20 protein-coding genes are annotated in these 24,353 nt (G+C 64.7%); 9 read left to right on the top strand and 11 right to left on the bottom strand.

Annotated features, from left to right (window positions below; translation table 11 throughout):
• Positions 1-255: 255 nt before the first annotated feature.
• Positions 256-1,551: a flagellar biosynthetic protein FliO gene (locus tag NHF53_RS10760; RefSeq protein WP_252834171.1), complete on the top strand. Its 1,296-nt coding sequence runs from the start codon at positions 256-258 to the stop codon at positions 1,549-1,551.
• Positions 1,552-1,646: 95 nt separating this feature from the next.
• Here NHF53_RS10760 and dksA read toward each other — a convergent pair whose 3' ends face one another.
• Positions 1,647-2,066: an RNA polymerase-binding protein DksA gene (gene dksA, locus NHF53_RS10765; RefSeq protein ID WP_112685083.1), complete on the bottom strand. Its 420-nt coding sequence runs from the start codon at positions 2,064-2,066 to the stop codon at positions 1,647-1,649.
• A gap of 273 nt (positions 2,067-2,339) precedes the next feature.
• Here dksA and NHF53_RS10770 point away from each other — a divergent pair, with 273 nt between their 5' ends.
• The 4 genes from NHF53_RS10770 (at position 2,340) to NHF53_RS10785 (ending at position 6,224) form a co-directional block, all read left to right on the top strand.
• Positions 2,340-2,849, top strand: coding sequence for a histidine phosphatase family protein (locus NHF53_RS10770; protein WP_252834172.1), 510 nt, complete (start codon positions 2,340-2,342; stop codon positions 2,847-2,849).
• A gap of 135 nt (positions 2,850-2,984) precedes the next feature.
• On the top strand, positions 2,985-4,460 hold the full coding sequence (locus NHF53_RS10775; protein WP_252834173.1) for a YcjX family protein: 1,476 nt from the start codon (positions 2,985-2,987) through the stop codon (positions 4,458-4,460).
• Positions 4,457-5,545, top strand: coding sequence for a YcjF family protein (locus tag NHF53_RS10780; RefSeq protein WP_252834174.1), 1,089 nt, complete (start codon positions 4,457-4,459; stop codon positions 5,543-5,545). The genes NHF53_RS10775 and NHF53_RS10780 overlap by 4 nt, the downstream gene beginning before the upstream one ends.
• A gap of 127 nt (positions 5,546-5,672) precedes the next feature.
• On the top strand, positions 5,673-6,224 hold the full coding sequence (locus NHF53_RS10785; protein ID WP_252834175.1) for a hypothetical protein: 552 nt from the start codon (positions 5,673-5,675) through the stop codon (positions 6,222-6,224).
• Here the strand turns inward: NHF53_RS10785 and folK are convergent, their stop codons facing one another.
• Together folK and folP are read right to left on the bottom strand one after the other, a co-directional pair.
• Entirely contained in the window at positions 6,225-6,743 is a 519-nt protein-coding gene (gene folK, locus NHF53_RS10790; RefSeq protein WP_252834961.1) for a 2-amino-4-hydroxy-6-hydroxymethyldihydropteridine diphosphokinase, read from the bottom strand.
• A 2-nt stretch (positions 6,744-6,745) separates the two neighbouring features.
• Positions 6,746-7,606 carry a dihydropteroate synthase gene (folP, locus tag NHF53_RS10795; RefSeq protein WP_252834962.1) on the bottom strand — a complete coding sequence of 287 codons (861 nt, stop codon included), beginning with the start codon at positions 7,604-7,606 and terminating at the stop codon, positions 6,746-6,748.
• Between the two features lie 106 nt (positions 7,607-7,712).
• Here folP and NHF53_RS10800 point away from each other — a divergent pair, with 106 nt between their 5' ends.
• Positions 7,713-8,324, top strand: coding sequence for a DUF922 domain-containing Zn-dependent protease (locus NHF53_RS10800; RefSeq protein ID WP_252834176.1), 612 nt, complete (start codon positions 7,713-7,715; stop codon positions 8,322-8,324).
• Between the two features lie 302 nt (positions 8,325-8,626).
• On the opposite strand, the gene NHF53_RS10805 is transcribed toward NHF53_RS10800, so the two are convergent.
• Positions 8,627-8,947, bottom strand: coding sequence for a 2Fe-2S iron-sulfur cluster-binding protein (locus NHF53_RS10805; RefSeq protein ID WP_112685344.1), 321 nt, complete (start codon positions 8,945-8,947; stop codon positions 8,627-8,629).
• A 172-nt stretch (positions 8,948-9,119) separates the two neighbouring features.
• Complete coding sequence (locus NHF53_RS10810) at positions 9,120-9,503, bottom strand: Hpt domain-containing protein (protein WP_114361579.1); 384 nt, start codon at positions 9,501-9,503, stop codon at positions 9,120-9,122.
• 469 nt (positions 9,504-9,972) lie between these two features.
• Between NHF53_RS10810 and NHF53_RS10815 the strand changes: the two genes are divergently transcribed.
• Positions 9,973-15,612: a hypothetical protein gene (locus NHF53_RS10815; RefSeq protein ID WP_252834177.1), complete on the top strand. Its 5,640-nt coding sequence runs from the start codon at positions 9,973-9,975 to the stop codon at positions 15,610-15,612.
• 84 nt (positions 15,613-15,696) lie between these two features.
• Here NHF53_RS10815 and NHF53_RS10820 read toward each other — a convergent pair whose 3' ends face one another.
• The 6 genes from NHF53_RS10820 to NHF53_RS10845 all read right to left on the bottom strand — a co-directional run bounded on the left by NHF53_RS10820 (position 15,697) and on the right by NHF53_RS10845 (position 21,465).
• Complete coding sequence (locus NHF53_RS10820) at positions 15,697-16,317, bottom strand: ABC-type transport auxiliary lipoprotein family protein (RefSeq protein ID WP_252834178.1); 621 nt, start codon at positions 16,315-16,317, stop codon at positions 15,697-15,699.
• Between the two features lie 31 nt (positions 16,318-16,348).
• Positions 16,349-17,719: an MlaD family protein gene (locus NHF53_RS10825; RefSeq protein WP_252834179.1), complete on the bottom strand. Its 1,371-nt coding sequence runs from the start codon at positions 17,717-17,719 to the stop codon at positions 16,349-16,351.
• Positions 17,720-17,728: 9 nt separating this feature from the next.
• Positions 17,729-18,550 (bottom strand): ABC transporter ATP-binding protein, encoded by an 822-nt coding sequence (locus NHF53_RS10830; RefSeq protein ID WP_114361575.1) that lies wholly within the window; start codon positions 18,548-18,550, stop codon positions 17,729-17,731.
• A gap of 11 nt (positions 18,551-18,561) precedes the next feature.
• A complete protein-coding gene (locus NHF53_RS10835; RefSeq protein ID WP_374591175.1) occupies positions 18,562-19,710 on the bottom strand; it encodes an MlaE family lipid ABC transporter permease subunit in 1,149 nt (382 codons plus the stop codon).
• 167 nt (positions 19,711-19,877) lie between these two features.
• Positions 19,878-20,759 carry a UDP-2,3-diacylglucosamine diphosphatase gene (locus NHF53_RS10840; protein WP_254007838.1) on the bottom strand — a complete coding sequence of 294 codons (882 nt, stop codon included), beginning with the start codon at positions 20,757-20,759 and terminating at the stop codon, positions 19,878-19,880.
• A 109-nt stretch (positions 20,760-20,868) separates the two neighbouring features.
• Positions 20,869-21,465 carry a TetR/AcrR family transcriptional regulator gene (locus NHF53_RS10845; RefSeq protein WP_252834182.1) on the bottom strand — a complete coding sequence of 199 codons (597 nt, stop codon included), beginning with the start codon at positions 21,463-21,465 and terminating at the stop codon, positions 20,869-20,871.
• A 185-nt stretch (positions 21,466-21,650) separates the two neighbouring features.
• On the opposite strand from NHF53_RS10845, the gene NHF53_RS10850 reads away from it, so the two are divergent.
• Together NHF53_RS10850 and NHF53_RS10855 are read left to right on the top strand one after the other, a co-directional pair.
• The gene (locus tag NHF53_RS10850) at positions 21,651-21,827 is read left to right on the top strand and encodes a lipoprotein (protein WP_252834183.1); all 177 of its coding nucleotides are present in this window, start codon (positions 21,651-21,653) and stop codon (positions 21,825-21,827) included.
• 103 nt (positions 21,828-21,930) lie between these two features.
• Positions 21,931-24,237, top strand: a complete 2,307-nt coding sequence (locus NHF53_RS10855; RefSeq protein WP_252834184.1) for an NADP-dependent malic enzyme — start codon at positions 21,931-21,933, stop codon at positions 24,235-24,237.
• The last annotated feature ends 116 nt before the right edge of the window (positions 24,238-24,353 follow it).

Genomic DNA, 24,353 nt, shown 5'->3' on the forward strand with positions numbered 1-24,353 from the left:
ACAATCCGCCTACTCGTGAAGATCGGCAGAATCGGACCTTTCTGCCATGTTTAGCAAGTTGCAGGTACGGCAAAAAGCTCCGCCCCCACAGTTTGAGGTCTGCCATACACAGGCAATCCCACAGGAAAGCCGCATTTGACGCAGAACATCCGGGCAACCGGATTGTTCGCGAGCGCCTGCGGGAGGACGCTGCCCGGTGATCGCATTGCGCTGCCGGCGGTCTTCTGCCACAAAGCGGGAAAAAGGAGGGCCGACATGATCGAAGAACTCGTCGCCGCTTACGGCAATCGTTTCCTGGTCGCGGCACTGGGTGTCAGCCTGGCGCTCCTGTGCCTGTTCATCGTGCTCTGGCTGCTGCGCAAGCGGGCGCCCTCGCCCTTCGTGCGCGGCGGGCGCAACAGGCAGCCGCGCCTGCAGGTCCTCGATGCCGCCGCGGTCGACGCGCGCCGCCGCCTCGTGCTCGTGCGCCGCGACAATGTCGAACATCTCGTCATGATCGGCGGGCCGACCGACATCGTCATCGAAAGCGGGATCGGCGACGAACGCGCCTACCTGTCGGCCACGCCCGTGTCGCCGTCGCAGGCCGTCCCGCTCGCACACGAAGACCGGCCGGGTGATCGCGAGCCTGTGGCGATTCCCAAACCGGCGGCAGCAATCGCCGCCATCCGTCCCGAGCCCGAGCTCCCGGCAAACAGGCCGGAGCCGGTCGCAGCACCCATTCGTCGCGAACCGCCGCGACAGCCGCCGGCACCGGTCAAACCGGCCGCGGAGCCCATGCGTACCGTCACCGCGGCCGCGGCAATCGAGCCGGCGCTGAGAAAGCAGCCGGCGCCACAGCCGGTTCCGGCCGCAGACATAGCCGCGTCCGCACCGCCGCCGAGCCCGGCGCCCATCCAGCCTGTAGCCGCCCCTGCAGTCGTCAGGGATGACGCCCCGGTTACGATCGTACCGGTCGTCGCAGCAACGGAACCACCAAAGTCCGAAATAGCGACCGCATCACCGGTCGAACCTCCGCTGGTTCTGCCTCCGAGCCGCCCGTCGATGACCGCGGCGACACCTGCCGCGGTTGCGGCCCCCACCCAGCCTGTGGAAGCCGCCGCGCCGGCCGCCCCGACGCAAGACAGTGATGTTTCGCTCGCTTCCGCCCAGGCTGAGGATATCCTCGAAGCGGCTCGTGGCCGCGTCATGCCGGAATTGACGGAGACAACCGCGGCGGAGCCGGAACTCGCCCCCGAGCCGCAGCCGTCCCTGGAAGAACCAAAGGTGGACGAGGCACCGAAACAGCGAATCCCGAGCGATTTCGAACGGGTTCTGGAAGAAGAGATGGAACGCCACCTCGCGGCAACTGCGTCGGCGGCGCCTGTCCCTGCGACCGACACCGCCGCCGCACCCGCGATCAGGCCCGAACGCCCCGTCGGCATTCCGCCGGTCGTCGGCGCACCGAAGGTGGACATCGCCGGCAACCGCCCTTCCGATGCCGCTGAAGAGCCGAGCCTGCAGAAGGAAATCGCCCGCATATTCGGAGAGATGTCGGCGAGCCGCGACGGGTGACCTTCACGATTGGCGTCGCAGTCCTGCCCGCGCCGAACGGAGAAACGGCAGCGTGACAAAAAAGCCCGCTCCGAGGAGCGGGCTTCGAAATCCGGTCACTCGTCCCGGTAAACCTTTTCGCGTCGCTCGTGGCGCTCCTGCGCCTCGATCGACAACGTGGCGATCGGGCGGGCGTCCAGACGCTTCAGTCCGATCGGCTCACCGGTCTCCTCGCAATACCCGTAGGTGCCGTCCTCGATACGCTGCAGCGCCGCGTCGATCTTGGAGATCAGCTTGCGCTGCCGGTCACGGGCCCGAAGCTCGATGGCACGGTCCGTCTCCGACGATGCGCGATCGGCGAGATCGGGGTGGTTGGCACTTTCCTCGGCAAGATGGTCAAGCGTTTCGCGGGCCTCGCGAAGAATGTCGTTTTTCCAGGCTATAAGCTTTGCGCGGAAGTAGGCCCGTTGGTTCGCGTTCATGAACTCATCGTCTTCCGAGAGCACATAATTGCTAAGATCGATCTTCTCACTCAACGCGATTCTCCTGAAGAACATCTCAATGGGCGGCTGTATATCCTTTCGCTAAAGCGCATTCAAGCCTTACAACCGGCTTTAAACCATTTTTAATTCTGTCATATAATTAATCTAAATGTCTATTTCTTAAGCATTATTTCCAAATTCGAGACGCTTGCTGCCGGTCGCCCCCGCACTTCCCCTTGCGTAAGGGAGCACTACGGAAGCCCAGTTGACGGCCATCCCCCAGTGAAGCTAGTCAGAGGGCACGCGCAGTCGCAGAAAGCTGAACGGATGACCTCGGTGACGCCACCCCAAAATCGTATCTACCTGCTGCGGCATGCGAAATCCGGTTGGGCGCAACCGGGGGAACGCGACTTCGACCGGGCGCTGAACGACGCCGGTCGCCAGGAGGCTGCAAGCGTCGCCGAACAGGCAATCGAGCGCGGCTACCGCCCCGACCTGATCGTCAGTTCGACTGCCCGGCGGTGCCGCGAAACCGCCGATGCCTTCCGGGGCGCATACGCGACGCGGACCGAGTTTCGCTATCTCGACGAGCTCTACAACTGCCCCGCCGACAGCTATTTCGACATACTCGGCGCGCTGAAGGATTACGGCTCGGTGATGCTTGTCGGGCACAACCCTTCGATCGAGGAGGCGCTGTTCCTGCTCGCCGGCAGCGAGGCGGCGCAGGCGGCGGTACCCGAAGGCTTCCCGACGGCCGGCCTTGCCGTCCTCGATCGTGCGGCAGGGGTAACACCGGACAACAGCGCCTGGATGCTCGCGGATTTCCTGGCCGGATGAACGGCCTGAGGCGGCGAAAGGCCGCGGATATGCTGCGCTGCCCTTTCGCCTCGCCCCTCCGCTGCCTATATTTGCGCTCGGCCCGTCCTTCGGACGCTCAGCCGAAACCGTGACGCTGCCGCAGGGATACCCGACTTGCCGCCATCCATGACATCCTTCGCCGACGAGGCCGCGATCGCCTTCGACAATCTGGCAGACCGGGCGGCAAACCTCGTCAACCCGTCGATCCGTCTCGGCGTGACCGGCCTTGCCCGCGCCGGCAAGACGGTGTTCATCTCCTCGCTCATCCACAATCTCCTGCATGGTGGTCGTCTGCCGCTCTTCGAACCTCTGCAGGCGGGACGCATCTCCGCGACGAGGCTCGAGCCGCAACCGGACGACGCGGTGCCGCGCTTCCAGTACGAGGATCACATCCGCGCGCTCGTGAAGGACCGCATCTGGCCGGATTCCACCCGCGCAATCTCCGAACTGCGCCTGACGATCGCCTATGAGAGCGCCAGCGGCTGGAATCGCCTCTTCTCGCCGGGCCGGCTTTCCGTCGACATCGTCGACTACCCCGGCGAGTGGCTTCTCGACCTGCCGCTGCTTAGCCAGGACTATCGCGACTTCAGCGCCGCCACGGTGGGGCTTGCGCGGACCGGCATCCGGGCGGAACTTTCGCGCGAATGGCTGGAACGAACGGCGACGGTCGACGGCGACGCACCGGCCGACGAGACGCTCGCCCGGGAACTCGCCGAACGGTTCACCGCCTATCTCAGGGCCTGCAGGGCGGACGAGCGCTCGCTCTCGACACTGCCGCCCGGACGTTTTCTGATGCCGGGCGACCTCGACGGCTCGCCTGCCCTCACCTTCGCCCCCCTGCCGGACCTGCCGGACACCAGGGCGCCGAAAGGCTCGCTCCGGGCGATGATGGAGCGCCGCTACGAGGCCTACAAATCGGTCGTGGTCAAACCCTTCTTCCGCGAACATTTCGCGCGGCTCGACCGGCAGATCGTGCTGGTCGACGCCCTGCAGGCGATCAATCGCGGGCCGGAAGCCGTGCAGGACCTCGAACGCGCCCTCACCGACGTGCTCGCCTGTTTCCGTGCGGGTTCGAACTCCTTCCTCACGGCACTCGTTCGCCGGCGCATCGACCGGGTGCTTGTCGCCGCGACCAAGGCCGACCACCTGCATCACGAGAGCCACGACCGGCTCGAGGCGATCACCCGCCGTCTCGTCGACCGGGCGACGACCCGCATCGGCATGACCGGCGCGGGTATCGAGGTGATGGCGATCGCCTCCGTGCGTGCGACCCGGGAAGCGACCGTGAAGCAGAACGGCGACGAACTGCCTGTGGTGGTCGGCACGCCGATGGCGGGCGAGACCGTCGGCAAGGAACGCTTCGACGGCAACCGCAAGACCGCCATTTTCCCGGGCGACCTGCCGGCCGACCCCGAACGGTTCTTCCGCAGCGTGGACGATGCCAGCCACGGCGCCTACCTGCCGGAACTCAACATCGTGCGCTTCCGTCCGCCACAGATCGAGGAGACCGGAGGCGGAATTACCCTTTCCGTCCCGCACATCCGGCTCGACAGGGCCATGCAGTTCCTGCTCGGGGATAAACTGGCATGACGAAGAAATCACCGTCCCATCCGCCGGAAAACGGGCGTCGGCCGGCAGCCTTCACGGTCGAGCCACAGGAGCACGCGGCACCGGCGCAGCCGCAGGCCCGTGCGCCGCGCAGCTTCGATCACGAGGTTGCGGTGGTCGCCGAGGCGGACGATCCGTTTCTCTCGACGAACGACCTGTCGGAGATCGCGGACGCTCCGGTCGCGACACCTCGGCCCCGGCGCTTCTCCTTCGCAAAGCTGGCGCTCGGCGCTTTCTCGATCCTGCTGTCGCTGGCGCTCGGCCTTTGGGTCGACAGTCTCCTGCGCGATCTCTTCACCCGTTCCGACTGGCTCGGCTACGCCGCCCTTGCCGTGCTCGCCGTCGGCTTGGCTGCACTTGCCGTCGCCGTCGGGCGTGAAATACTCGGCGTGTGGCGGCTCGATGCCGTCCAGTCGCTGAAGACCGAGGCGGAGACGGCCGCTGCCGGCACCCGCCCGCGCGCCGCGCGCACCATCGTCGACCGTCTCGTCAAACTGGTCGCCGGACGCCCGGAGACCGCACGCGGACGTGCGACGCTGGAAGCGGCTCGCGACGACGTCATCGACGCGCCGCATCTCATCGCCCTTGCCGAACGCGAGCTGCTCGCCCCGCTCGACCTCAAGGCGCGCGCGCTGATCCTCGGAAGCGCCAAGCGCGTCTCGGTCGTCACCGCGGTCAGCCCGCGGGCAGTCGTCGACCTCGCCTATGTGCTGTTCGAGGTCGTCCGGCTGATCCGGGCGATGGCCGAACTCTACGGCGGTCGACCCGGCGCCTTCGGCATGATGCGACTCTTCAGGGAAGTCCTCGCCCATCTCGCCGTCACCGGCTCGATCGCCGTCGGTGACGGGCTCGCGCAGCAGATTCTCGGTCACGGCCTCGCCTCGCGGCTCTCCGCACGGCTCGGTGAAGGCGTAATCAACGGCCTGATGACCGCACGCATCGGCATCGCCGCCATGGATCTTTGCCGGCCCCTGCCGTTCAAAGCGTTGAAACGCCCAGGGATCAGCGATTTCGTCGCCGACCTCGCGCCCCGCTTGACTTCGGCTCCCGGTGCCCGCAAGGAATAACCGGATGGTTTCCGACTCGCTTTTCGTACAACAGGGTAAACGGCCCGCGGCCGAGGAAACCAAGCATTAACCAATTTCGCGTTAGATGCCAGACGGGTCTTTTTGTTGCTCGTGCCAGGGTGAACCGATGTCGTTTCGTTCCTTGTCCTTTATCGGCTCTCTCGCCGCTCTCACCGTTGCCGCCGCGGTTCTGTCCGCGCCGTCCGCCGAAGCGGCATCCCGCGACAAGCGTTTCTTCGATTCCGTGTCGGGTATCTGGAAAGGGCCGGGCGAGATCGTCGCCGGCAAGTACAAGGGCACCAAGTTCACCTGCAACCTGACCGGCATCTCGTCGAGCGGCGAGACCGGCCTGAAGCTCGACGGTACCTGCCGCGTCGGTGTCTTCTCGCAGCCGATGAACGCAGTCATCACCCAGGTCGGCAACACCTATCAGGGCAAGTTCCTCGATGGTGCAGGGGGCAAGGGTCTCGACATCGTGTCCGGCACGGTCAGCGGCGACAAGGTCGTCATGGGCATCAACCGCGCCAAGCTGAACGGCGCGATGGTCGCTCGCGTCCAGAACGAGACGGCGATGAACATCACCATCTCGGTCAAGGTCGAGGACCGTATGATCCCGGTCATCGGCCTGTCGCTCAACCGCGAGATGGACGCGGACGCCTCCGCCTCGCTCAAGAAGTAACTACCGCCGCCACCACTCGCCATTCTCGCTGGCAACCGTGATCCCGGTCTTGTCGCTCTCCTCGAGCCATGCGGCGACGGAACGTCCGTGGATGCGCATCGACGCGGCGATGTCGGCGAGCGGCATCAGCACAAAGGCTCGCTCGCTCATCCGCGGATGCGGGATTTCGAGCCGGTCGGTCCGGGATTCGACCCCGTCGTAAGTCAGCACGTCCATGTCGATCGTCCGCGGTCCCCAGCGCTCGAGCCTCACCCGCTTCATCTCCCGCTCGATCTCGAGGCAGGCGTCGAGCAACGCCTCGGGGGAAAGCCGCGTCTCGACCACCGCGCAGGCATTGTAGAAATCCGCCTGGTCGGTCTTGCCCCAGGGCGGCGTGCGATAGAGACGGGAGACCGCGACCACGCGGCAGTCGTCGCGCGCATCGAGCCGTTGCAGCGCAGCCGCCATCGCAGCGACAGGATCGCCGATATTGCCGCCGAGGCCGAGCGTCGCCCGGTGCCATTCCTGCGCAGCGTCCATATTCACCGTTTACCCGCCTTTGCCCGCCGTTCGGCCTCCAGAATGGCATCAGTAACCGCAAGCATGTCCCTGTTGATCGCGACATTATGGACCCGGAAAACGGCCGCCCCCTTCATGCGGAGCAGTACCGTCGTCGCCGCAGTCGCCGCATCACGCTCCGGTGTGCTGCGGCCGGTGATCGTCCCGAGGAAGCGCTTGCGAGAGGTCCCGACGAGAAGCGGCAAGCCAAAAGCCTTCAGTTCATCGAGGCGGGCCATGAGCTCGACATTCTCCGCTTCGGTTTCCTTGGCGAAGCCGAAGCCCGGGTCGAGAACGATCGCGCCGCGCGCAATGCCGGCCGCCTCCGCAATATCCAGCGAACGCGTCAGGAAGAGGAACTGATCCTCGATCATGTCTGGGAGCTTCTCGCGACCACGGCCCGTGTGCATGATGCAGAGCCCTGCCCCCGTCTCGGCAGCGACCTTTGCGATGTCGGGCTCACGCTGCAGCCCGTGCACATCATTGACGATGTGGGCGCCGGCGGCAATCGCGAGCCGCGCCGTTTCCGCACGGTAGGTATCGACCGAAATCAGCGCATCGCGCTCGCGTACCAGCCGTTCGATCACCGGCAGGATGCGATCCTGCTCTTCGGCGGGAGAGACTTCGACCGCGCCCGGCCGAGTGGATTCGCCGCCGATGTCGAGAATGTCCGCCCCTTCCTCAAGGCACCGTAGACCATGAGCGACGGCACTTTCGACGCCGAAATGCTGCCCGCCGTCGGAAAACGAATCCGGCGTGACGTTGACGATCGCCATCAGCCGCCCGCGCGAGAGATCGAGACGACGCCCGTGGGCGAGAAGCCAGTCCGTTCTGCCTGCCTGCATCGTCACGGCGAATCCTCCCGAAGCGAAAAAAGATACATGTTCGATATTGCACTTGCCGGGCCTATGCCCCAAGGTCCTATCGAATACAACATAGCGGATATCCAGCATGAAGATTGCGCGCCGCCCCCGGTATCTCGTTTCCGTCGCGTCAATCCTCGCTCTCCTGAGCAGCCAGGCGACCGCCGAGACGATCGTCCACAAGACGGTCAGCTATTTCCAGATCGGCGGCACGACCGCCCAGGATCTCGACCGCGAACTGGAGCGGCGGGGTCCCTATACGATGTCGACGGGCGCCCGCCATCCCGGCGCCACGCGCATCCGTTTCGGCGGAGACGTGACCTATGTCGAATCCGGCGGCCGTTGCCGCGTCGGCTCCGCCAAGGTGACGCTGAAGACCCAGCTCGTCCTGCCGAAGTGGAAAAACCGCAAGCGCGCCGGGAAGGACCTCGCGCTGATCTGGGATGCGCTTTCCAGTGATATCCGCCGACATGAGGAGCGGCACGCGGAAATCGCCCGTCAATACGCACGCAAGCTGGAAACGAGCCTGAAGGGCCTGCGCCCGCAGGGCAATTGCCTGGCCATGGAGATCAAGGTCGCCGAAACCACCGACCGGATCATCAACGCCCATGACAAGGACCAGTTGCGGTTCGACCGCGTCGAGGCAGCGAATTTCGAGAAGCGGATGATTCGCATCCTCAACTATCGATCGAAGCGGTAACCCCGACGCTTTCGGCCGTCCGCGCGCCCTTCACCGTCCAGAAAAGCCTGCTTTTCCCCGTCAAACTTGAGTGGAACTTGCGTTTCACCCTGTGAATAACCTGCTATTTCTAACAGTAGAACTTGCTAAAGAACAGAATTATACGTGTGATCAAAGAGAGTTTATCCGGCCAGATTCGGGTCTGTCAGGTTCTCCCCGGCGCATCTTCGGGTAGCAGGTGTCTCCTCCCTCGCCTGTTGGCGGTGCGCCCCCCTTGCCTCGCTCCTCGACGCACGACGAGCGAGGCTTTTTTTGTCTGCTTCTCAGCCCTGACGCTCGGGAACCTTCACGACGAGACCATCGAGCGCCGGCGTCACCTTGATCTGACAGGAGAGGCGCGAGTTCGGCTGAACGTCGACGGCGAAGTCGAGCATATCCTCTTCCATGGCCGAAGGTGCCCCGACCGCCTCGGTCCAAGCCTCGTCGACATAGACGTGACAGGTCGCGCAGGCGCAGGCGCCGCCGCACTCTGCCTCGATGCCGGGGACGGAATTGCGCACCGCATTCTCCATCACGGTGGAGCCGTCGGCGGCATCGATCTCGAAACGCGTGCCGTCGAACGCGATGATGTTCAGCTTGGTCATGGGGGCATCCAGATAGGCTATTGAAAGACGGCCGAAGTCATTCACGAAAATCCCGAACCAGTCAACATTTCCGGGCCGCTGGAATGGGTTCCTTCACGAGACTGTGTGTCGCACCGCCGAAATGCCGCGACGTGTGCGGCCGACTTTACGATACTCGCTTGCGCAATGCCCCTCAGCGACAAAGGCCCGAGACGAAGTTTTCCGCTTCGATGACGCGCGAGTAGACGGATTCGATCGCATCGGTGTCCGCACCGTCTCTCTCGACCGCTTCCGCCGTCGCCGACAGCGCGAAGGCGCCGACGGCAAGGGCCGCAGCCCTCAGTCGCGCCGCCGCCGTCCTGTTGGCGGCCGCGTCACCGCCCGGCACCAGTGATCGCAGGCATTGCCGGACCTGGCTTGCGAACGCCTGCAGGACTTCGGCTTCGGTCGCGCGGTCGGCGCGCGTCTTCGCGGCCAGATAGACGAGGTCGACCGGCCTCGCCCGCGACGGGCAGCGCCCGCCGCCCTGTCCTTCCTCCGAAGGAAGTTCCGATATCTCCGCATTTGCACTTGCCATGACGGCCACCTCCCATGCTTACACCCGGCGACGATCCTCGGTTGAAATACGGCGCCACCTGCTTAAGACGTCGCTCGTTTGGCGGGAAAACCTGTCGCTATGGTTAACATCTCCTAAATGCCCGGCATTGCAGGCTTTTCGCACGTGCTATCTGTAAAATAACTGTTAACAACAACGAGCTGTCCTGGGGATGCCGGGAGCGCTTAATTGTAACGCATACCCGAATGTGTCACTACGATACGGATATGAGGGGCATAGGCTGCAAAGCTTTGCCCGAAGGTCGGATGATGATAAGGAAGCTTTTCATCGACGCTTGAAGAAGCGGGCATTCCGGCCTTGTCTGCAAGGGGATTTCCCGTGGCGTGGCGGCAGCGGGAAGGTCCCGAGTTCGGCCGATCGGTGGCCCCTGGCGAAGTTGCGAGGGCAAGGCGACCGGATCGGCCTTGTATGCGTAGCGAGGCGTAACCCTATGGCGAACAAGAAGACCAACGAGTCGATTGACGAAAGCGCCTTCCAGGCTCTCGAAGCGGCATTGCGGATCGATTTCGACGAGGAAGAAACCTCGGCGCCGCAGCTTGCAAAGAAGCCTGACGCTCGGGAGAGCAAAGTGTCCGGCAAGACCCAGCAACGCCCCGCCCCCGCCAGGAAGGCGACCCGCTCCGCGGAATTCGGTTCAGAAACCGCGCCGAAGTCGCCGGCGTTCGAACCGGCCAACGACGCTTCACGCCGCAGCCCGGCCATGATCATGAAGTCGCTCGAAGGCGCTTCGATGCGCTCGGCGCTGCGCAATGCCGCGATCGTCTCGATCCTCTGGGTCGTCTGTGCGCTCGGGCTGGCACAACTTCTCTATGGCGACCAGCTCTGGGATACATCCGGCGCCCCCGGCACGACGGCGGTTCCCGGTCTCGTCGCCATTTTCCTCGGCACGGTCATCCCCGTCCTGCTGATCTTCGCCTTCTCGATCATGATGGCGCGCGCCCGTGACCTGCGCAACGCCGCCCGGTCGATGGCCGAAGTCGCCCTTCGTCTTTCCGAGCCGGAGACGATCGCCTCCGAGCGCATCATGACGGTCGGCCAGGCTGTTCGCCGGGAAGTCTCGGCGATGAACGAGGGCATCGAACGCACGATCGCACGGGCGACCGAACTCGAAACCCTCGTCCACTCCGAAGTGACGGCACTCGAGCGCAGCTATACCGACAACGAATTGCGGGTACGCGGCCTCGTCCAGGAACTGAGCGCCGAGCGCGATGCGATCGTCAACCACGCCGAGCGCATCCGCAGCTCGATCGTCGGCGCTCACGAACAGCTGAAGGAAGAGCTTTCGCTGGCGACCGAGGAGATCTCCGTCCGTCTTGCGACCTCCGGCGAGGCCTTCGCCTCCCTGATCGACACCCGCGCGGCAGCGCTGATGGAGAAGTCCGACGCGGCGGCGACATCGCTGGGAACACTCCTTTCGAACAAGACCGAAAACCTCGTGCAGACGCTGTCGGCCTCCGGCATTTCGCTCGCCAGCGAATTCGACACGCGCCTGCAGCAATTGACCAGCACGCTCGCGCAGCGCGGCCAGGACCTGCTCGGCGAATTCGAGACTCGTGCCTCGTCGCTCGACACCAACACCGAGAAGCTGAACGCCGCCCTCAATGAACGAGCCCGCCAGCTCAACGAAACGCTCGTCGAGCGCACCCGCGAGATCGCCGAGAGCCTGACGAGCGGCGAGCGCGGCATCACCAGCTCGCTCGACGAAGTTCTCGGCAAGCTCAACACGACCCTCGACGAGAAGGGCGCGAACTTCCGCCGGAGCCTGCAGTCCAGCGCTGACGACGCGATCGTCGACCTCGACCTGCGTTCGGGCCTGTTCGAGGACCGCCTCCAGGCGACCGTCGGCCAGATCAACGCGGCCTTCGACGAGCGCGTCGCGGAGTTTGCAAGCGCCTTCGACCAGCGCGCCGGCAGCCTCGACAGCAAGCTCATGGAGAGCCTCGCGCGGATCAACGAGACCGTCAGCGGCGGCACCGACGCGATCGACGGTATTCTCAACTCCAGCATCGAGCGCCTCGGCTCCACCCTGACGGATCAGTCCTTCGCGCTCGCGACCGCAATCGGCACTGGCCAGGAACTGATGGACGACGCCCTCGCCGGTCGCGCCAAGGAAATCGCCGATGCGCTGGCCAGCAAGGCCCAGGCGCTCGACGAGACGCTGAAGGCCGCGCAGAGCCGGATCGACGCGATCATGGAGGAGCGCAGCGGCGCACTTTACAATGCCCTTGCCTCCAACCAGACTCGTTTCGAGGACACGCTTTCGAGCCGCGCCGAATCCGTCATCAACGCACTCGCCGGCAACCAGGATCGCTTCGCCGAAACGCTGGAAAACCGTGGCCGCGAGATCGCCGAGGTCCTTTCGGAAGGTCAGCAGCGCCTCGATCAGGTTCTCGACGGTCGCGCCGAAGCATTGATGAGTGCGATTTCCGGCACCGAGAACCGCCTCGCTTCGACGCTCGAGGACAAGACCCATCAGATCGCCGCCGCTCTTTCAGAAGGCCAGCAGCGCCTGGATCAGACACTCGACGGACGCGCCGAAGCCCTCGTCGATGCGATCTCCGGCACCGAAAGCCGCCTCGCCTCCACGATCGAAGACAAGACGCACCAGATCGCAGCCGCCCTTTCGGAAGGTCATCTGCGGCTCGACCAGACCCTCTCCGGTCGCGCGGATGCCATCGTCGACGCCATCTCGGGCACGGAAGACCGCCTGTCGAGCGTTCTCGACCGCAGGGCGGCCGCGATCACCGAAGCGGTGGCCGATGCCGACCGGCAGATCGAGGCGACCTTCGCCGACAAGGCAGAGGCGATCCGCAGCGCCTATGCGGACAACCAGCAGCGGCTCGACGAATCCCTCGTCCGCCATGCCGAGCACCTCGCCTCCACCCTCGGCGGCGGCAGCAGCCGTGTTGAACGCGCGATCGAAGATGGCGCCACCCGTATTTCCGACAGTGTTGCCACTGGTGTGGCACGCCTCGACAACGCGCTCGGCGAGAACCACGATCGCATTCGCGCGACCCTCGAGGATCGTACCAATTCGATCAGCCTCACCCTGCGGGAAGCCCGCGAGCAGATCGAGAACACGCTCGTCGAACAGGGCACGTCCTTCGGCGCATCCATCGCGGCGAGCACCGGCATGCTCGAAATGTCGCTGGAGGAGCAGGAGGCATCCCTGCGCCGCACCATCGACGAAAGCGGCAAGGCTCTCGAAGAGCGGCTCCGCGGGACAGCGGGGTCGATCGCGGGCCAGTTCAGCGAAGCCGCCGGCGAGATCACCAGGACGGCTGCCGACTTCTCCGATCGCGTCGAACGCTCGGTCGGTGGCATGACCGCCCGCCTGGACGAAACCAGCAGCAAGATCGAGACCAGCCTCGGCACGCTGGAGGATCGCATCCGCGACGGCCTCGACGGCGTCGACAGCCGCGTGGGCGATGCCGGCGAGAAATTCGCTGCACAGCTCTCGGAAAAGATCGAGGACATGGAGCGGGTCGGTTCGCAGGCCGCCGAGCGTGTATCGCGCGTGCTGGAGGAAGGCACGAACCGCGTCGCGGAATCCTTCGACAGCCGTACCGCGGTCATCGACGACCGCCTGTCGACCATGGACCGTGCCTTGAACATCGGTCTCGATGCTGTCAACCGGACGATCGAAGGCAAGGCGGCCGGCCTTGCCGCCGCCCTGCGCAGCGCCGTCGGGGAGGCCGCACAGGCCCTCGACACCGAAGCCATGCGCTCCGTCGAGCTCCTCAACCGCTCCGGCGCCGACTTCGCCGACACGATCGGCGCCCGCAGCGCCGAGTTCAGCCGTGCGGTAGAAGAACGCTCGGAAGACCTTGCCAACCGCATTACCGAAACCCAGAGCCGCCTCGCCGGACAGGCAGCGTCGGTCGCCCGCACCTTCTCGGAAGCCGGCGATGCGATCGCCGGCAAGATCGCGGAAGCCGAAGCGATTGTCGACACGCGGATCGCCTCGCTCGCCGATACGCTCGCCGATGCGGGCAGCACGCTCGAAGCGCGCGCCGCCGCCATCCGCGAAGCCCTCGCCGGCAACACCGAAGAACTCGCGACCACGATGAACTCGGTCGAGAAGGCGCTGGAAGCACGCGGCAACGCGATCCGCACCGTCCTCGACGAACGCACCCGCGAGCTGAACTCCATGCTCGCCGGCCGCTCTGCAGAGCTGTCTCGCATCATCGACGAGAAGGCCCTGCCCGTCATCGCCGACTATGCCGAGACCGGACGCGCCGCCGCCGAGCGGATCACCGAGGCCGCCCGCGAAAGCGCCGAGCGGCTGCGCGCGGAGAATGGTGCAGTCCTCGACGCCCTGACCGAGCGTGCGGAACATGCCGCCCAGGCGCTCGGCGCCGTCGAGGCAAGCCTTGCCGAAAAGGCCGGCACGCTCATCGACCGGCTTGCCGAGAGCAACTCCGGGCTCACCGAAATGGTCGAACAGGCAGCGTCGAACATCGCCGCCGCCGACGAGCGCTTCGGCCAGACAACCGCGCGCTTCATCGACACGACCGCGCAAGCCGCCGACCTCCTGCAGACTTCGGGCCGGCTGCTCGAAGGCAAGCTCGAAAAGCTCGCCTCCGTCTCCGACCAGACGCTCTCTCAGGTTTCTTCGATCGTCGGCCGCTTCGGCGAACACTCGAGGGTGCTGAGCCAGGCCTCCGAGCTTCTCGGTGCTGCGCAGTCGAACCTCGTCGGTACGCTGGAGGAACGCCAGCAGGCGCTGCGCGACCTCGCGGTCGGTCTCGTCAAGCGTTCGGAAGAGATCGAGACGACGATGCACGGTCTCGGCTCCATGGTCGAATCCGCCTTCGAACGCGCCGAACAGCGTTCCGGCCAGGTTGCAGGCAACCTGCGCCAGAGCATCCAGTCCTCCTTCGCCGATATCGGCAAGATCCTGTCCGACACCGAAAAGCAGGCCCAGTCGACAGCTACCAACATGCGCGACGCATTGCTCTCGGCCGGCGAGGAAGCCAACAAGTCGATCGAGAAGACGCTCTCGGAAGCCGAACAGCGCTCCGGCGAACTTGCCGACCGCCTGCGTGGCGGGCTCTCCGCCTCGCTCGGAGACGTCGAACGGCTGCTCGGCGAAGCCGGCCGCAAGTCGGATGGTGCCGCGAACCACCTGCGGGAGGTCATGCGCCAGGCCGTCGAGGAGGCGGTTACCCGCTTCTCCGGCGCCACCGACGAGATCCGCCGATCGGCCCAGGACATCCGCAAGGAACTCGATGCGACCCGCGGCGAACTGAAGCGTGGCGCCTTCGATCTTCCGGAAGAAGCCAAGGAGAGCGCGGCTGCGATGCGCCGGGCGGTGGCCGAACAGATCAAGGCGCTGCAGGACATTTCGCAGCTCGTCGGCCGGTCCACCCAGCAGCTCGAGATCGCCGAGCCCGTCGCGCGCAAGGCCGTGGAGACGCGTCCGGCCGAGCCGCCGCGGAAGGCCGCCGCCCCCGCAGCGACGCCTGCCGTCATTCCCGGGCCTCAGCCGGTGCCGCCGCGCCCGGTCGAAGCCCCTGCCCTTCGCGGCAGCTTCGGGCTGGAGCAGAAGCCCGTCGCCTCGACGACGCCGGCGAGGCAGGAGACCGGAGGCTGGATCAGCGACCTGCTGCGCGGCGCTTCCCGTGAGGAGCAGGAGCCGAGCGGATTGCAGGGTCGTGGCGTCCCGCCGAAGGCCTCCGAGCCGGCGGCGGCACCGCGCGCGACAGACGGTCGCAACCCGCGCCACATGGTGGAATCGCTGAACTCGCTTTCGGTCGATATCGCCCGCGCCATCGACCACGACGCCTCGGTCGAGCTGTGGCGGCGCTACCAGCGCGGCGAGCGCGACGTCTTCACCCGTCGGCTCTACACGCTGAAGGGCCAGCAGACCTTCGACGAGATCAAGCGCAAGTACGACCGCGAGCCGGAATTCCGCGTCGCCGTCGACCGCTACATCGCCGACTTCGAGAAGCTGCTCGCAGACGTCGCCCGCACCGACCGGGACAAGACGGTCACCCAGTCCTACCTGACCTCGGACACGGGCAAGGTCTACACGATGCTCGCCCACGCCGCCGGTCGCTTTGGCTGAGCGGCACGAGAACACGACAAATGAAAGCCCCGGAATGGTGAACGCCATTCCGGGGCTTTTTCATTTCCGACGAGCGGAAGAATGTCAGAGCTGTGCCAGCGTCCAGGCGACCATCTCGCCCGTGACCTGCGCAAAGGCACGGTCGAGCGCACGGACATAGGATGGGCTCGACATGCCTGCGGCGGGCACGCTTGCCGAGAAGACCTTCTGGGCCTTGACGGTGCCGTTGCGGTCGTTAAGCAGCTTCAGGGATATCTCGACGACGGCGCGGTCGCTGCCCGTGGTGTCGATCTCGAAGGCGCGGATGTCCGTGACGAGCTGATAGTCGATCGCCAGCCCCTGCCCCGGTTTGCCGACGCCGCCGATCCGGCCGGTATTTTCGAACGCCTCGACGAGCTTCGACTGCACCATGCGCGGAAGGCGGTCGCTCCACTGCGATTTCGCCAGATACTGGATCTCGGAAGCCGAGACGCGAACCATGATCTGATCGCTGTCCAGCGCCTTCAGCGCGGAGGGATCGGCAATCAGAATCTGTCGCTTCTTCGCCTGAGCCTTGGTCTCGACGGTCGCCGCCACCGACAGGTCGAATGTGTCGTTCTTCGCCGGCGCGGTTCCGCAGCCGGCAAGCCCCGCAGCCACCAGAGGCAGAACCACCGCGCCCCATAGAAGGCGCCGCCTGCGCAAATCGAATTCCGATTCTCCCATGCCCACCTTGTCCCTTCCGGCCTTCGAACCGTCAGCGCCGAGTCCGTCCGTCGTATTGCTTGACCGTTTCCCCGCCGAAAAGCAACCTCTGCGGGTTCTTGTCGAAATTGCTGATTGCGTCGTCGAGCCCGCGGACCGTCTGGCGCGTATCGTCGACGAGCGCCTGGATGTCGCGAAGTCCGGTGTTCGAGAAGCGCGCGAAATTGTCGGCGATCGGCCCGATCCGGGCGTTCAGATTGTCCGCGGCGTTGCGGATGGAGACCAGCGTCTTGCGCGCCTCGACGCTCAACGAGTCGGCTTCGCCCGAGCCGAGGAAGGCATCGACCTTCTTGAGGATTCCGTCGAGCTGGTCGGAGGCGTTGTTGAGCTTGTTTCCAAGCTGCGTGAAATCGGTGATCGCCTGGTCGATATCCTCCTGGCGCGCGGTGATCTTCTCGCTGAACTGCTGGAAGTTGGCAATGGCCGCACGGGCGTCCGCGGAGGCGACCGATACGTCGTCGACCACCTTCGAAACCTTTTGCCGGTCGACCGCGGCAACGAGTTCGCGCACCTGGGCGAGCGTCTCCCCGGCGGACACCCCGAACTTCTGGAAGGTATCGGCAGTCTCCTTGAAGCTGTCGATCGCGGGACCGATCTTGTCGGATGTCTCGGCGAGGCTGCCGGTGAACTTTTCGGTATTGGCAAGAATCGTGTCGATCTTCTCCGAGTTCAGTGCCCGGAAGAGGTCTTCCGCAGCCGACAGAGTCGAATCAAGCCGGCCGGAGAGGCTGGATACCGAGTCGGAGAGATCACCGACGCTCTTCAGGAACTTGTCGATGCCGTCGGCATTGTCGGCGAGCGACTTCGAAAAGATCTCGGCATTCTTGATCGTGTTGGTGAGCGGCCCGCGTGCATCGTTGACGAAACCCTGGAACTGACCGATCGCGTCGTCCGCGCGCTGCAGAATCTTGTCAGCGGTCGAAAGCAGGTTGGTCACGCTTGACTGCTCGGCGACCAGCACCGCCGGCTCGCCGGTCGCAAGCGCGCGCTGCAGAATGTTCTCGCCGCCTGCTGCAGTCCCGGAAAGTTCGATATAGGCAGCCCCGGTCAGGCCCTGGATCTCGAGAACGGCCTTGGTCGACTGGGTGACCGGCGCGTCCGCCTGGACCTCGGTGTTGGCGATCGAGAACGTCGGGTCGTCCTTGTCGATGAAGAGGCTGCGAACCGTACCGACGGCAATGCCGTTGAAGCGCACCGGCGAGCCGATGCTCAGGCCGTTGGCGGAGCCCGGTATCTTGATGGTCAGCGCGGCCACGGGGCCGCCCCTGCCGTACTCGGCCATCCAGTAGACGAATCCGAATGCGGCAGCGATGACGAAAACCGTGAAAAAACCGACGATTGCGTAATTGGCTCTGGTTTCCATGGAGACCTGTCACTTCACCGGATTGTCGCCGGAATGTCCCGGCCGTGGTATGGATCGAGCCCGCTTGCCCCTGAAATAGGTCTTCACCCATTCGTCGTCGCAGGCGAGCATATCGTCTAACGTTCCTTCGACCAAGACCCGCTTCTGCCCGAGTACCGCGATACGGTCACAGACGGAAAACAGGCTGTCGAGATCGTGCGTCACCATGTAGACGGTAAGCCCCAGCGTATCGCGAAGCCGGGCGATCAACTCGTCGAATTCGGCCGCACCGATGGGATCAAGGCCCGACGTCGGCTCGTCGAGGAAGACGAGGTCCGGATCGAGCGCAAGCGCACGTGCGAGTGCCGCGCGCTTGGTCATCCCGCCGGAAAGCTCGGAAGGATATTTGTCGGCGGCATCCCGATCGAGGCCGACCAGATTGATCTTCAGATAGGCAAGCTCATCCATCAGCCACTGCGGCAGGTCGAGATACTCCCGCATCGGAAGCTGGATGTTCTCCTTGACGGTGAGCGCCGAAAACAGCGCCCCATGCTGGAACAGCACGCCAAGACGGGTGTCGAGGTTCATCCGCTCCGCCTCGCTCACCTTGTCGTAGTCAGCGCCAAGAATGCGGATCGTGCCGGCGCGCCGCGGCAGGAGACGCAGGACGGTGCGCATCAGCACCGACTTGCCTGCGCCGGAGGCCCCGACGAAGCCGAGGATTTCGCCGCGGTAAACGTCGAGGTCCAGGTTGTCGAGAACGACCTTGTCGCCGAAGGCGACGGTGAGGCCACGAACAGACAGGACCGTCTCCCTCTCCTGTGTCACCGGTGCTGCGGAGGCTTCGTTCATCGTGCCCTCCGTCAGAAATCGATCGCGGCGTAGAACATGGCGAACAGCCCGTCCACAAGGATGACGACGAAGATCGACTTCACCACTGAGGTCGTCACGTGGCGACCGAGCGACTCGGCGCTTCCACCGACCTTCATGCCTTCGACAGCCGAAACAATTCCGATGATCAGCGCCATGAAGGGTGCCTTGATCATGCCGGAGGCGACGGTCGAATAGTCGATCGCCTGGTTGAGGCGCGTCGTGAACACGTCGAAGGTAATCCCGGAATAGCCCCATGCCACCAACGCCGCCCCGTAAAGGGCCGCGAAATTGGCGACGACCGTGAGCAGCGGCAGCGCCACGACCAGCGCGACCAGCCGCGGAAAGACGAGGACGCCCACGGGATTGAGGCCGATGACCTTCAGCGCGTCGATCTCCTCGCGCATCTTCATCGAGCCGATCTCGGCGGTGATCGCGCTTCCCGAGCGACCGGCGATCATGATCGCCGTCAGCAGCACACCGATCTCGCGCAGCTGCAGGATGCCGACGAGGTCGACCACGAAGATTTCTGCCCCGAAGTAGCGCAACTGGAAGGCCCCCTGCTGGGCGATGATCGCGCCGATCAGGAAGGACATCAGCACGATGATCGGAACGGCGCGAACTCCCATATGGTCGAGCTGGTTGACCACGGAAGCCGGCGACACGCCCGACCCGCGGCCGAGCTTCATCTGCGCACCCCGAACGGCCGAGCCGAGCACGTACATCATCGCGACGGTGTCCTGCCAGAGGTGCGCCATCATGACGCCGACTGGCCCGAAAGCGCGGATGAAGAGCGGCTCCTTTTCCTCGGCGTGATGGGGCGCCTCCACCGTCTCGGGCAAAGCCCGGATGAGTTCCTGCATGGCCGCGGTGCCACCCGTGAGACTGACCGTGCTTCCCCCTGCCTCGCGGCCGGTGACGATGCGTCGCACGAGCCAAGCCCCCGCCGTGTCCATCCCGTCGATGCCCGAGAGGTCGAGTTCGACCGGGGCACCTCCGTCGGAGCCCAGGCGCTCGATGCTCGGCAATACGCCGGCGAGCGTGTTGTTGCGCCAGGTCCCGGACAGGATCAGCCGCCGCCCGCCGCCCGGCAGGCCGCCTTCCTCGATGGCAGCGGTTCCTGGATGATCATTCAAGGTCAGACGTCTCTCACAGGCTGACGGTTCTCGTGCGAAGATTCGCGACTGCAACGGGCTTACACCAGATGAGGCGGCAGTATAACCTGAGGTGCCCTCATTGGAATCCGTATCGCGGAGTTTGACGGCCTGCGTAGCCGCGAAACCACATCTTTCTCAGAGAACCCGGCCTGTCAGTGTCCGACGGAAGGCACCAGAGCGGCTTCCGCGTCTGCTTCGGCCGGGTTTGCGACACGGAGCGGGATCGCAAGCGTGTTCGCGGCACGGGTGATTCCCTTGGCCGTCGGGGTCTGGATCAGATGATCCCAGGAGATGAGTTCGAAACGGCCGTCGTGATGCTCGGCGATCGCCGTGCAACTTTCCACCCAGTCTCCGGTGTTGATGTAGCGAATGCCATCGATCTCTTCCATCACCGCATGATGGATATGCCCGCAGATCACGCCGTCGACGCCGTTGCGGCGCGCCTCCTCGACAACCACCTTCTGGAACTCGCCGATGAAGTTCACCGCCTGCTTCACCTGCAATTTCGCCCAGGCGGAGAATGACCAGTAGGGCATTCCGAGACGGCGCCGGACGGCCGCCAGGAGAATGTTGATGGCGATCGCCGTATCATAGGCCCAGTCGCCGAGATAGGCGAGAAGTCGTGCGTTGCGAACCACCACGTCAAATTCGTCACCATGGAGCACCAGGTATTTCTTGCCGTCCGCCGCCTCGTGGACGATGCGCTCCGCCACCTCGATGCCGCCGAAATGGCTGCCGGGGAAACCCCGCAGGAATTCGTCGTGATTGCCGGGGATGTAGATGATCCGCGTCCCCTTGCGTGCCTTGCGCAACAGCTTCTGCACCACGTCATTGCAGTCCTGCGGCCAGTACCAGCTGCGCTTCAGCCGCCATCCGTCCACGATGTCGCCGACCAGTACGATCGTCTCGGCCTCGTGGTACCGGAGGAAATCGATCAGGAAATCGGCCTTCGCGGCCTTCGAGCCGAGATGCACGTCCGAAATGAAGAGCGTCCGGAATTGGCGGGTATCCGCGTGTGTACTCACGAGGGTCATCCTCTGGGTATTGGCGTTATCAGCCTCTAAAACCAGAGTCTTGTTTCAGCTTGATGACATGCGTGGGGGATTGAACTCCCGCAAATGCCGTCGTTCCGGCATGGCGCATTCAGTCGGAAAGCGGCGGTAGCTTCCGGGTCGCGATCGCTCTCGCTTCCTCCCGATCCACCCCGAGCGCCGCCAACAGCAGTTCGGCCGCCTCACTGCCGGCCTCCCGCCAGGTCTTGTGCCCCTCCTGGACGAGAAGCATGGCGGCAAGCGTCGTTCCGCCGATCATCGCCACCACCGAAGTGAAGTGCTCCTGCGGCACGACGTAGCGCCCCTGTTCGATCCCCTTCAGGATGTCCGCCGTCGAGGAGCCGGTCAGCAATCCGTGCAGCGCGCGGTTGGTGAAACTGAAGCGGACGAGGAAACGTCCCCAATGCGGCTCTTCATGGGCTCGCCGAATGAACAGGCGGACCCCACAGGCCAGCCGCAAAGCAGGGTCGGTGAGGTCGGCCATGCTCGCCACCACCCGGTCCTGCATCTCTCGCGCGAGGTCACCGGCGATGTCCTCGAAGAGCGCACCTGGATCGGGAATGGTGTTGTAGACGGTGCCACGCGCGACACCGGCCTCGTCCGCCAGCTCGCTGACGGTGACCCGATCACCGCCCTTCCTGGCAAAGAGGCAGATCGCCGCATCACGGATCCGGGTTTTGATACTCAAGACGTCCTTCCTTTCGACGCTCCCCTGCTCCCGTAAAATTGCAGGAATTCCGGCTGCGTCAATTCATCTCGTTCTTTCTATCGCATTGCCGTTGAAATTTGAACATTGATGTTCAATATAAGACTTGCAAGTTCACTCAACGGCGCGCGGATCCTCCGCGGCGGCCGACACCAGGAGCCAAGAAAATGAAAAAGATCGTCCTCGCCACGTTCGTCGCCGCAGTCCTCGCCGGATGCTCGCAGACCACCGGCTCGATCGAGAAGACAGAAGCCTGCCAGCAGACGGCGGACGGCAAGTGCACCACCTCCAAATACGGCGTGCACGCCACCTCGCTTCCGCCGCTCTTCACGCCGGGTGTCTAAGAAGCGACAGGGAGGCGCCGGAGAGCGTCCGAAGACACTTCCCCCCGAGGACTTTTCGTGTATTCAGGAGTCTCGACTTTAGAGACATATGTTAGTGGGCACGATGAATTCTCAGGACAAGACGAAGCCGCAACCGGCCTCCGGCGATCTCGACGAGCAGGCGCTCTTCTACCATCGCTATCCGCGACCGGGGAAACTCGAAATCCAGGCGACCAAGCCGCTCGGCAACCAGCGCGACCTGGCACTCGCCTATTCCCCGGGCGTTGCGGCGCCGTGCCTCGCCATCCGTGACGAGCCGGATACAGCCTTCGACTACACCGCGCGCGGCAATCTCGTCGCCGTGGTTTCGAATGGCACCGCGGTGCTCGGGCTCGGCAATATCGGTCCGCTCGCCTCGAAGCCGGTGATGGAAGGCAAGGCCGTCCTGTTCAAGAAGTTCGCCGGCATCGACGTCTTCGACATCGAGATCAGCGCCCCGGCGGTCGACGAAATGATCTCGACCATCTCCGCGCTTGAGCCAACCTTCGGCGGCATCAATCTCGAAGACATCAAGGCGCCGGAATGCTTCGAGGTGGAGCAGCAGCTCCGCGAGAAGATGAACATTCCCGTCTTCCACGACGACCAGCACGGCACCGCGATCATCGTCGCCGCGGCAATCCTCAACGGGCTCGATCTCGCCGGCAAGAAGATCGAGGACGTCAAGATCGTTGCCTCGGGCGCCGGTGCGGCCGCACTCGCCTGTCTCAATCTTCTCGTCACGCTCGGCGCCCGCCGCGAAAACATCTGGGTCCACGACATCGAAGGTCTGGTCTATGTCGGCCGCGAAGCCCTGATGGACCGCTGGAAGTCCGTCTACGCCCAGCCCTCAGACAAGCGCACGCTGTCGGAATCGATCGAAGGCGCGGATGTCTTCCTCGGCCTGTCGGCCGCCGGCGTCCTGAAGCCGGAGCTCCTCGCCCGCATGGCGGAGAAGCCGCTGATCATGGCGCTTGCCAACCCGACGCCGGAAATCATGCCGGATCTCGCACGTGCGGCGCGCCCGGACGCCATGATCTGCACCGGCCGTTCGGACTTCGCGAACCAGGTGAACAACGTTCTCTGCTTCCCCTACATCTTCCGCGGCGCGCTCGATTGCGGCGCCACGACCATCAACGAAGAGATGAAGATGGCGGCGGTTCGGGCAATCGCAGCACTCGCCCGGGAAGAAGTGTCGGAAGTGGCGGCGAAGGCCTATTCCGGTGAATCGCCGACCTTCGGCCCGAACTACCTCATCCCCTCGCCCTTCGATCCCCGCCTGATCCTGCGCATCGCTCCGGCAGTTGCGAGGGCAGCGGCCGAAAGCGGTGTCGCCCGCCGCCCTATCGCCGATTTCGACACCTATCTCGACCAGCTCAATCGCTTCGTCTTCCGCTCCGGCTTCGTCATGAAGCCGATCTTCACGGCGGCCAAGAAGGCGCCGGCCAAGCGCGTCATATTCGCCGAAGGCGAGGACGAGCGTGTGCTGCGGGCCGCGCAGGTGCTGCTCGAGGAAGGGATCGGCCAGCCGATCCTGATCGGCCGCCCGCCGATCATCGAGAACCGCCTCCAGCGCTTCGGGCTGCGCATTCGCCCCGGCACCGACTTCGAGGTGGTCAATCCGGAAGACGATCCGCGCTACCGCGACTATGTCGAGGAATATTTCGGGCTCGTCGGACGTGCCGGCATCAACCCGGAAGCCGCCCGCACGATCGTGCGCACCAACAACACGGTCATCGGCGCACTCGCGGTTCGCCGCGGTGATGCCGATGCGCTGATCTGCGGGGTCGAGGGCCGTTTCGACCGGCATCTGCGCGACGTCGGCCAGATCATCGGCAAGAAGCCCGGCGTCTGCGCCTTCTCGGGCCTCAGCCTGCTGATTTCCCAGCGCGGCGCGATCTTCTTCACCGACACCTTCGTGACCTACAACCCGACGGCCGCGGAAATCGCCGAAACGACGGTGCTTGCCGCAAACGAGATCCGGCGCTTCGGGATCACCCCGAAAGCGGCCCTTCTCACCCACTCGAACTTCGGCTCGCGCGATTCCGAAAGTGCCCGCAAGATGCGGGAGGCCCTGCGCCTGATCCGCGAGCGGGCTCCCGACCTCGAGGTCGACGGCGAGATGCAGGGCGGTTCGGCGCTCTCGGAAGCATTGCGCAAGCGCGCCATGCCCGACAGCACGCTCACCGGCGAAGCCAATCTCCTGGTCTTCCCGAATCTCGATGCCGCCAACATCTCGCTCGGCCTCGTGCGCACCATGATGGACGCGCTTCACGTCGGCCCGATCCTGCTGGGTGCCGCCCTTCCTGCCCACGTGCTCTCGACGTCGGTCACCTCGCGCGGCGTCGTCAACATGGCCGCGCTCGCCGTCGTGGAAGCCACCCAGCCCGCGTGACGATAACGCCCGTCGCGTCGGCACTGCCCTCGCGACGGATGCTCCCTGCATCAACGAACGGGCACGATCAGACCTCCTCCCGCGCATGAAAAATGCGCTGGACAAGCCATTTGCGC

The sequence above is a fragment of the Ciceribacter sp. RN22 genome, from assembly GCF_024054295.1.
Classification (GTDB): domain Bacteria; phylum Pseudomonadota; class Alphaproteobacteria; order Rhizobiales; family Rhizobiaceae; genus Allorhizobium; species Allorhizobium lividum.

Excerpts from the sequence above, each read along its gene's own strand:
- NHF53_RS10760 (WP_252834171.1), top strand. The coding sequence starts at position 256 with ATGATCGAAGAACTCGTCGCCGCTTACGGCAATCGTTTCCTGGTCGCG.
- folP (WP_252834962.1), bottom strand. The coding sequence starts at position 7,606 with ATGCAGGCAGGCAGAACGGACTGGCTTCTCGCCCACGGGCGTCGTCTC.
- NHF53_RS10780 (WP_252834174.1), top strand. The coding sequence starts at position 4,457 with ATGACGAAGAAATCACCGTCCCATCCGCCGGAAAACGGGCGTCGGCCG.
- NHF53_RS10825 (WP_252834179.1), bottom strand. The coding sequence starts at position 17,719 with ATGGAAACCAGAGCCAATTACGCAATCGTCGGTTTTTTCACGGTTTTC.
- NHF53_RS10800 (WP_252834176.1), top strand. The coding sequence starts at position 7,713 with ATGAAGATTGCGCGCCGCCCCCGGTATCTCGTTTCCGTCGCGTCAATC.
- NHF53_RS10785 (WP_252834175.1), top strand. The coding sequence starts at position 5,673 with ATGTCGTTTCGTTCCTTGTCCTTTATCGGCTCTCTCGCCGCTCTCACC.
- NHF53_RS10830 (WP_114361575.1), bottom strand. The coding sequence starts at position 18,550 with ATGAACGAAGCCTCCGCAGCACCGGTGACACAGGAGAGGGAGACGGTC.
- NHF53_RS10840 (WP_254007838.1), bottom strand. The coding sequence starts at position 20,759 with ATGACCCTCGTGAGTACACACGCGGATACCCGCCAATTCCGGACGCTC.
- NHF53_RS10855 (WP_252834184.1), top strand. The coding sequence starts at position 21,931 with ATGAATTCTCAGGACAAGACGAAGCCGCAACCGGCCTCCGGCGATCTC.
- NHF53_RS10805 (WP_112685344.1), bottom strand. The coding sequence starts at position 8,947 with ATGACCAAGCTGAACATCATCGCGTTCGACGGCACGCGTTTCGAGATC.
- NHF53_RS10815 (WP_252834177.1), top strand. The coding sequence starts at position 9,973 with ATGGCGAACAAGAAGACCAACGAGTCGATTGACGAAAGCGCCTTCCAG.
- NHF53_RS10850 (WP_252834183.1), top strand. The coding sequence starts at position 21,651 with ATGAAAAAGATCGTCCTCGCCACGTTCGTCGCCGCAGTCCTCGCCGGA.
- NHF53_RS10770 (WP_252834172.1), top strand. The coding sequence starts at position 2,340 with ATGACCTCGGTGACGCCACCCCAAAATCGTATCTACCTGCTGCGGCAT.
- NHF53_RS10810 (WP_114361579.1), bottom strand. The coding sequence starts at position 9,503 with ATGGCAAGTGCAAATGCGGAGATATCGGAACTTCCTTCGGAGGAAGGA.
- NHF53_RS10820 (WP_252834178.1), bottom strand. The coding sequence starts at position 16,317 with ATGGGAGAATCGGAATTCGATTTGCGCAGGCGGCGCCTTCTATGGGGC.
- folK (WP_252834961.1), bottom strand. The coding sequence starts at position 6,743 with ATGGACGCTGCGCAGGAATGGCACCGGGCGACGCTCGGCCTCGGCGGC.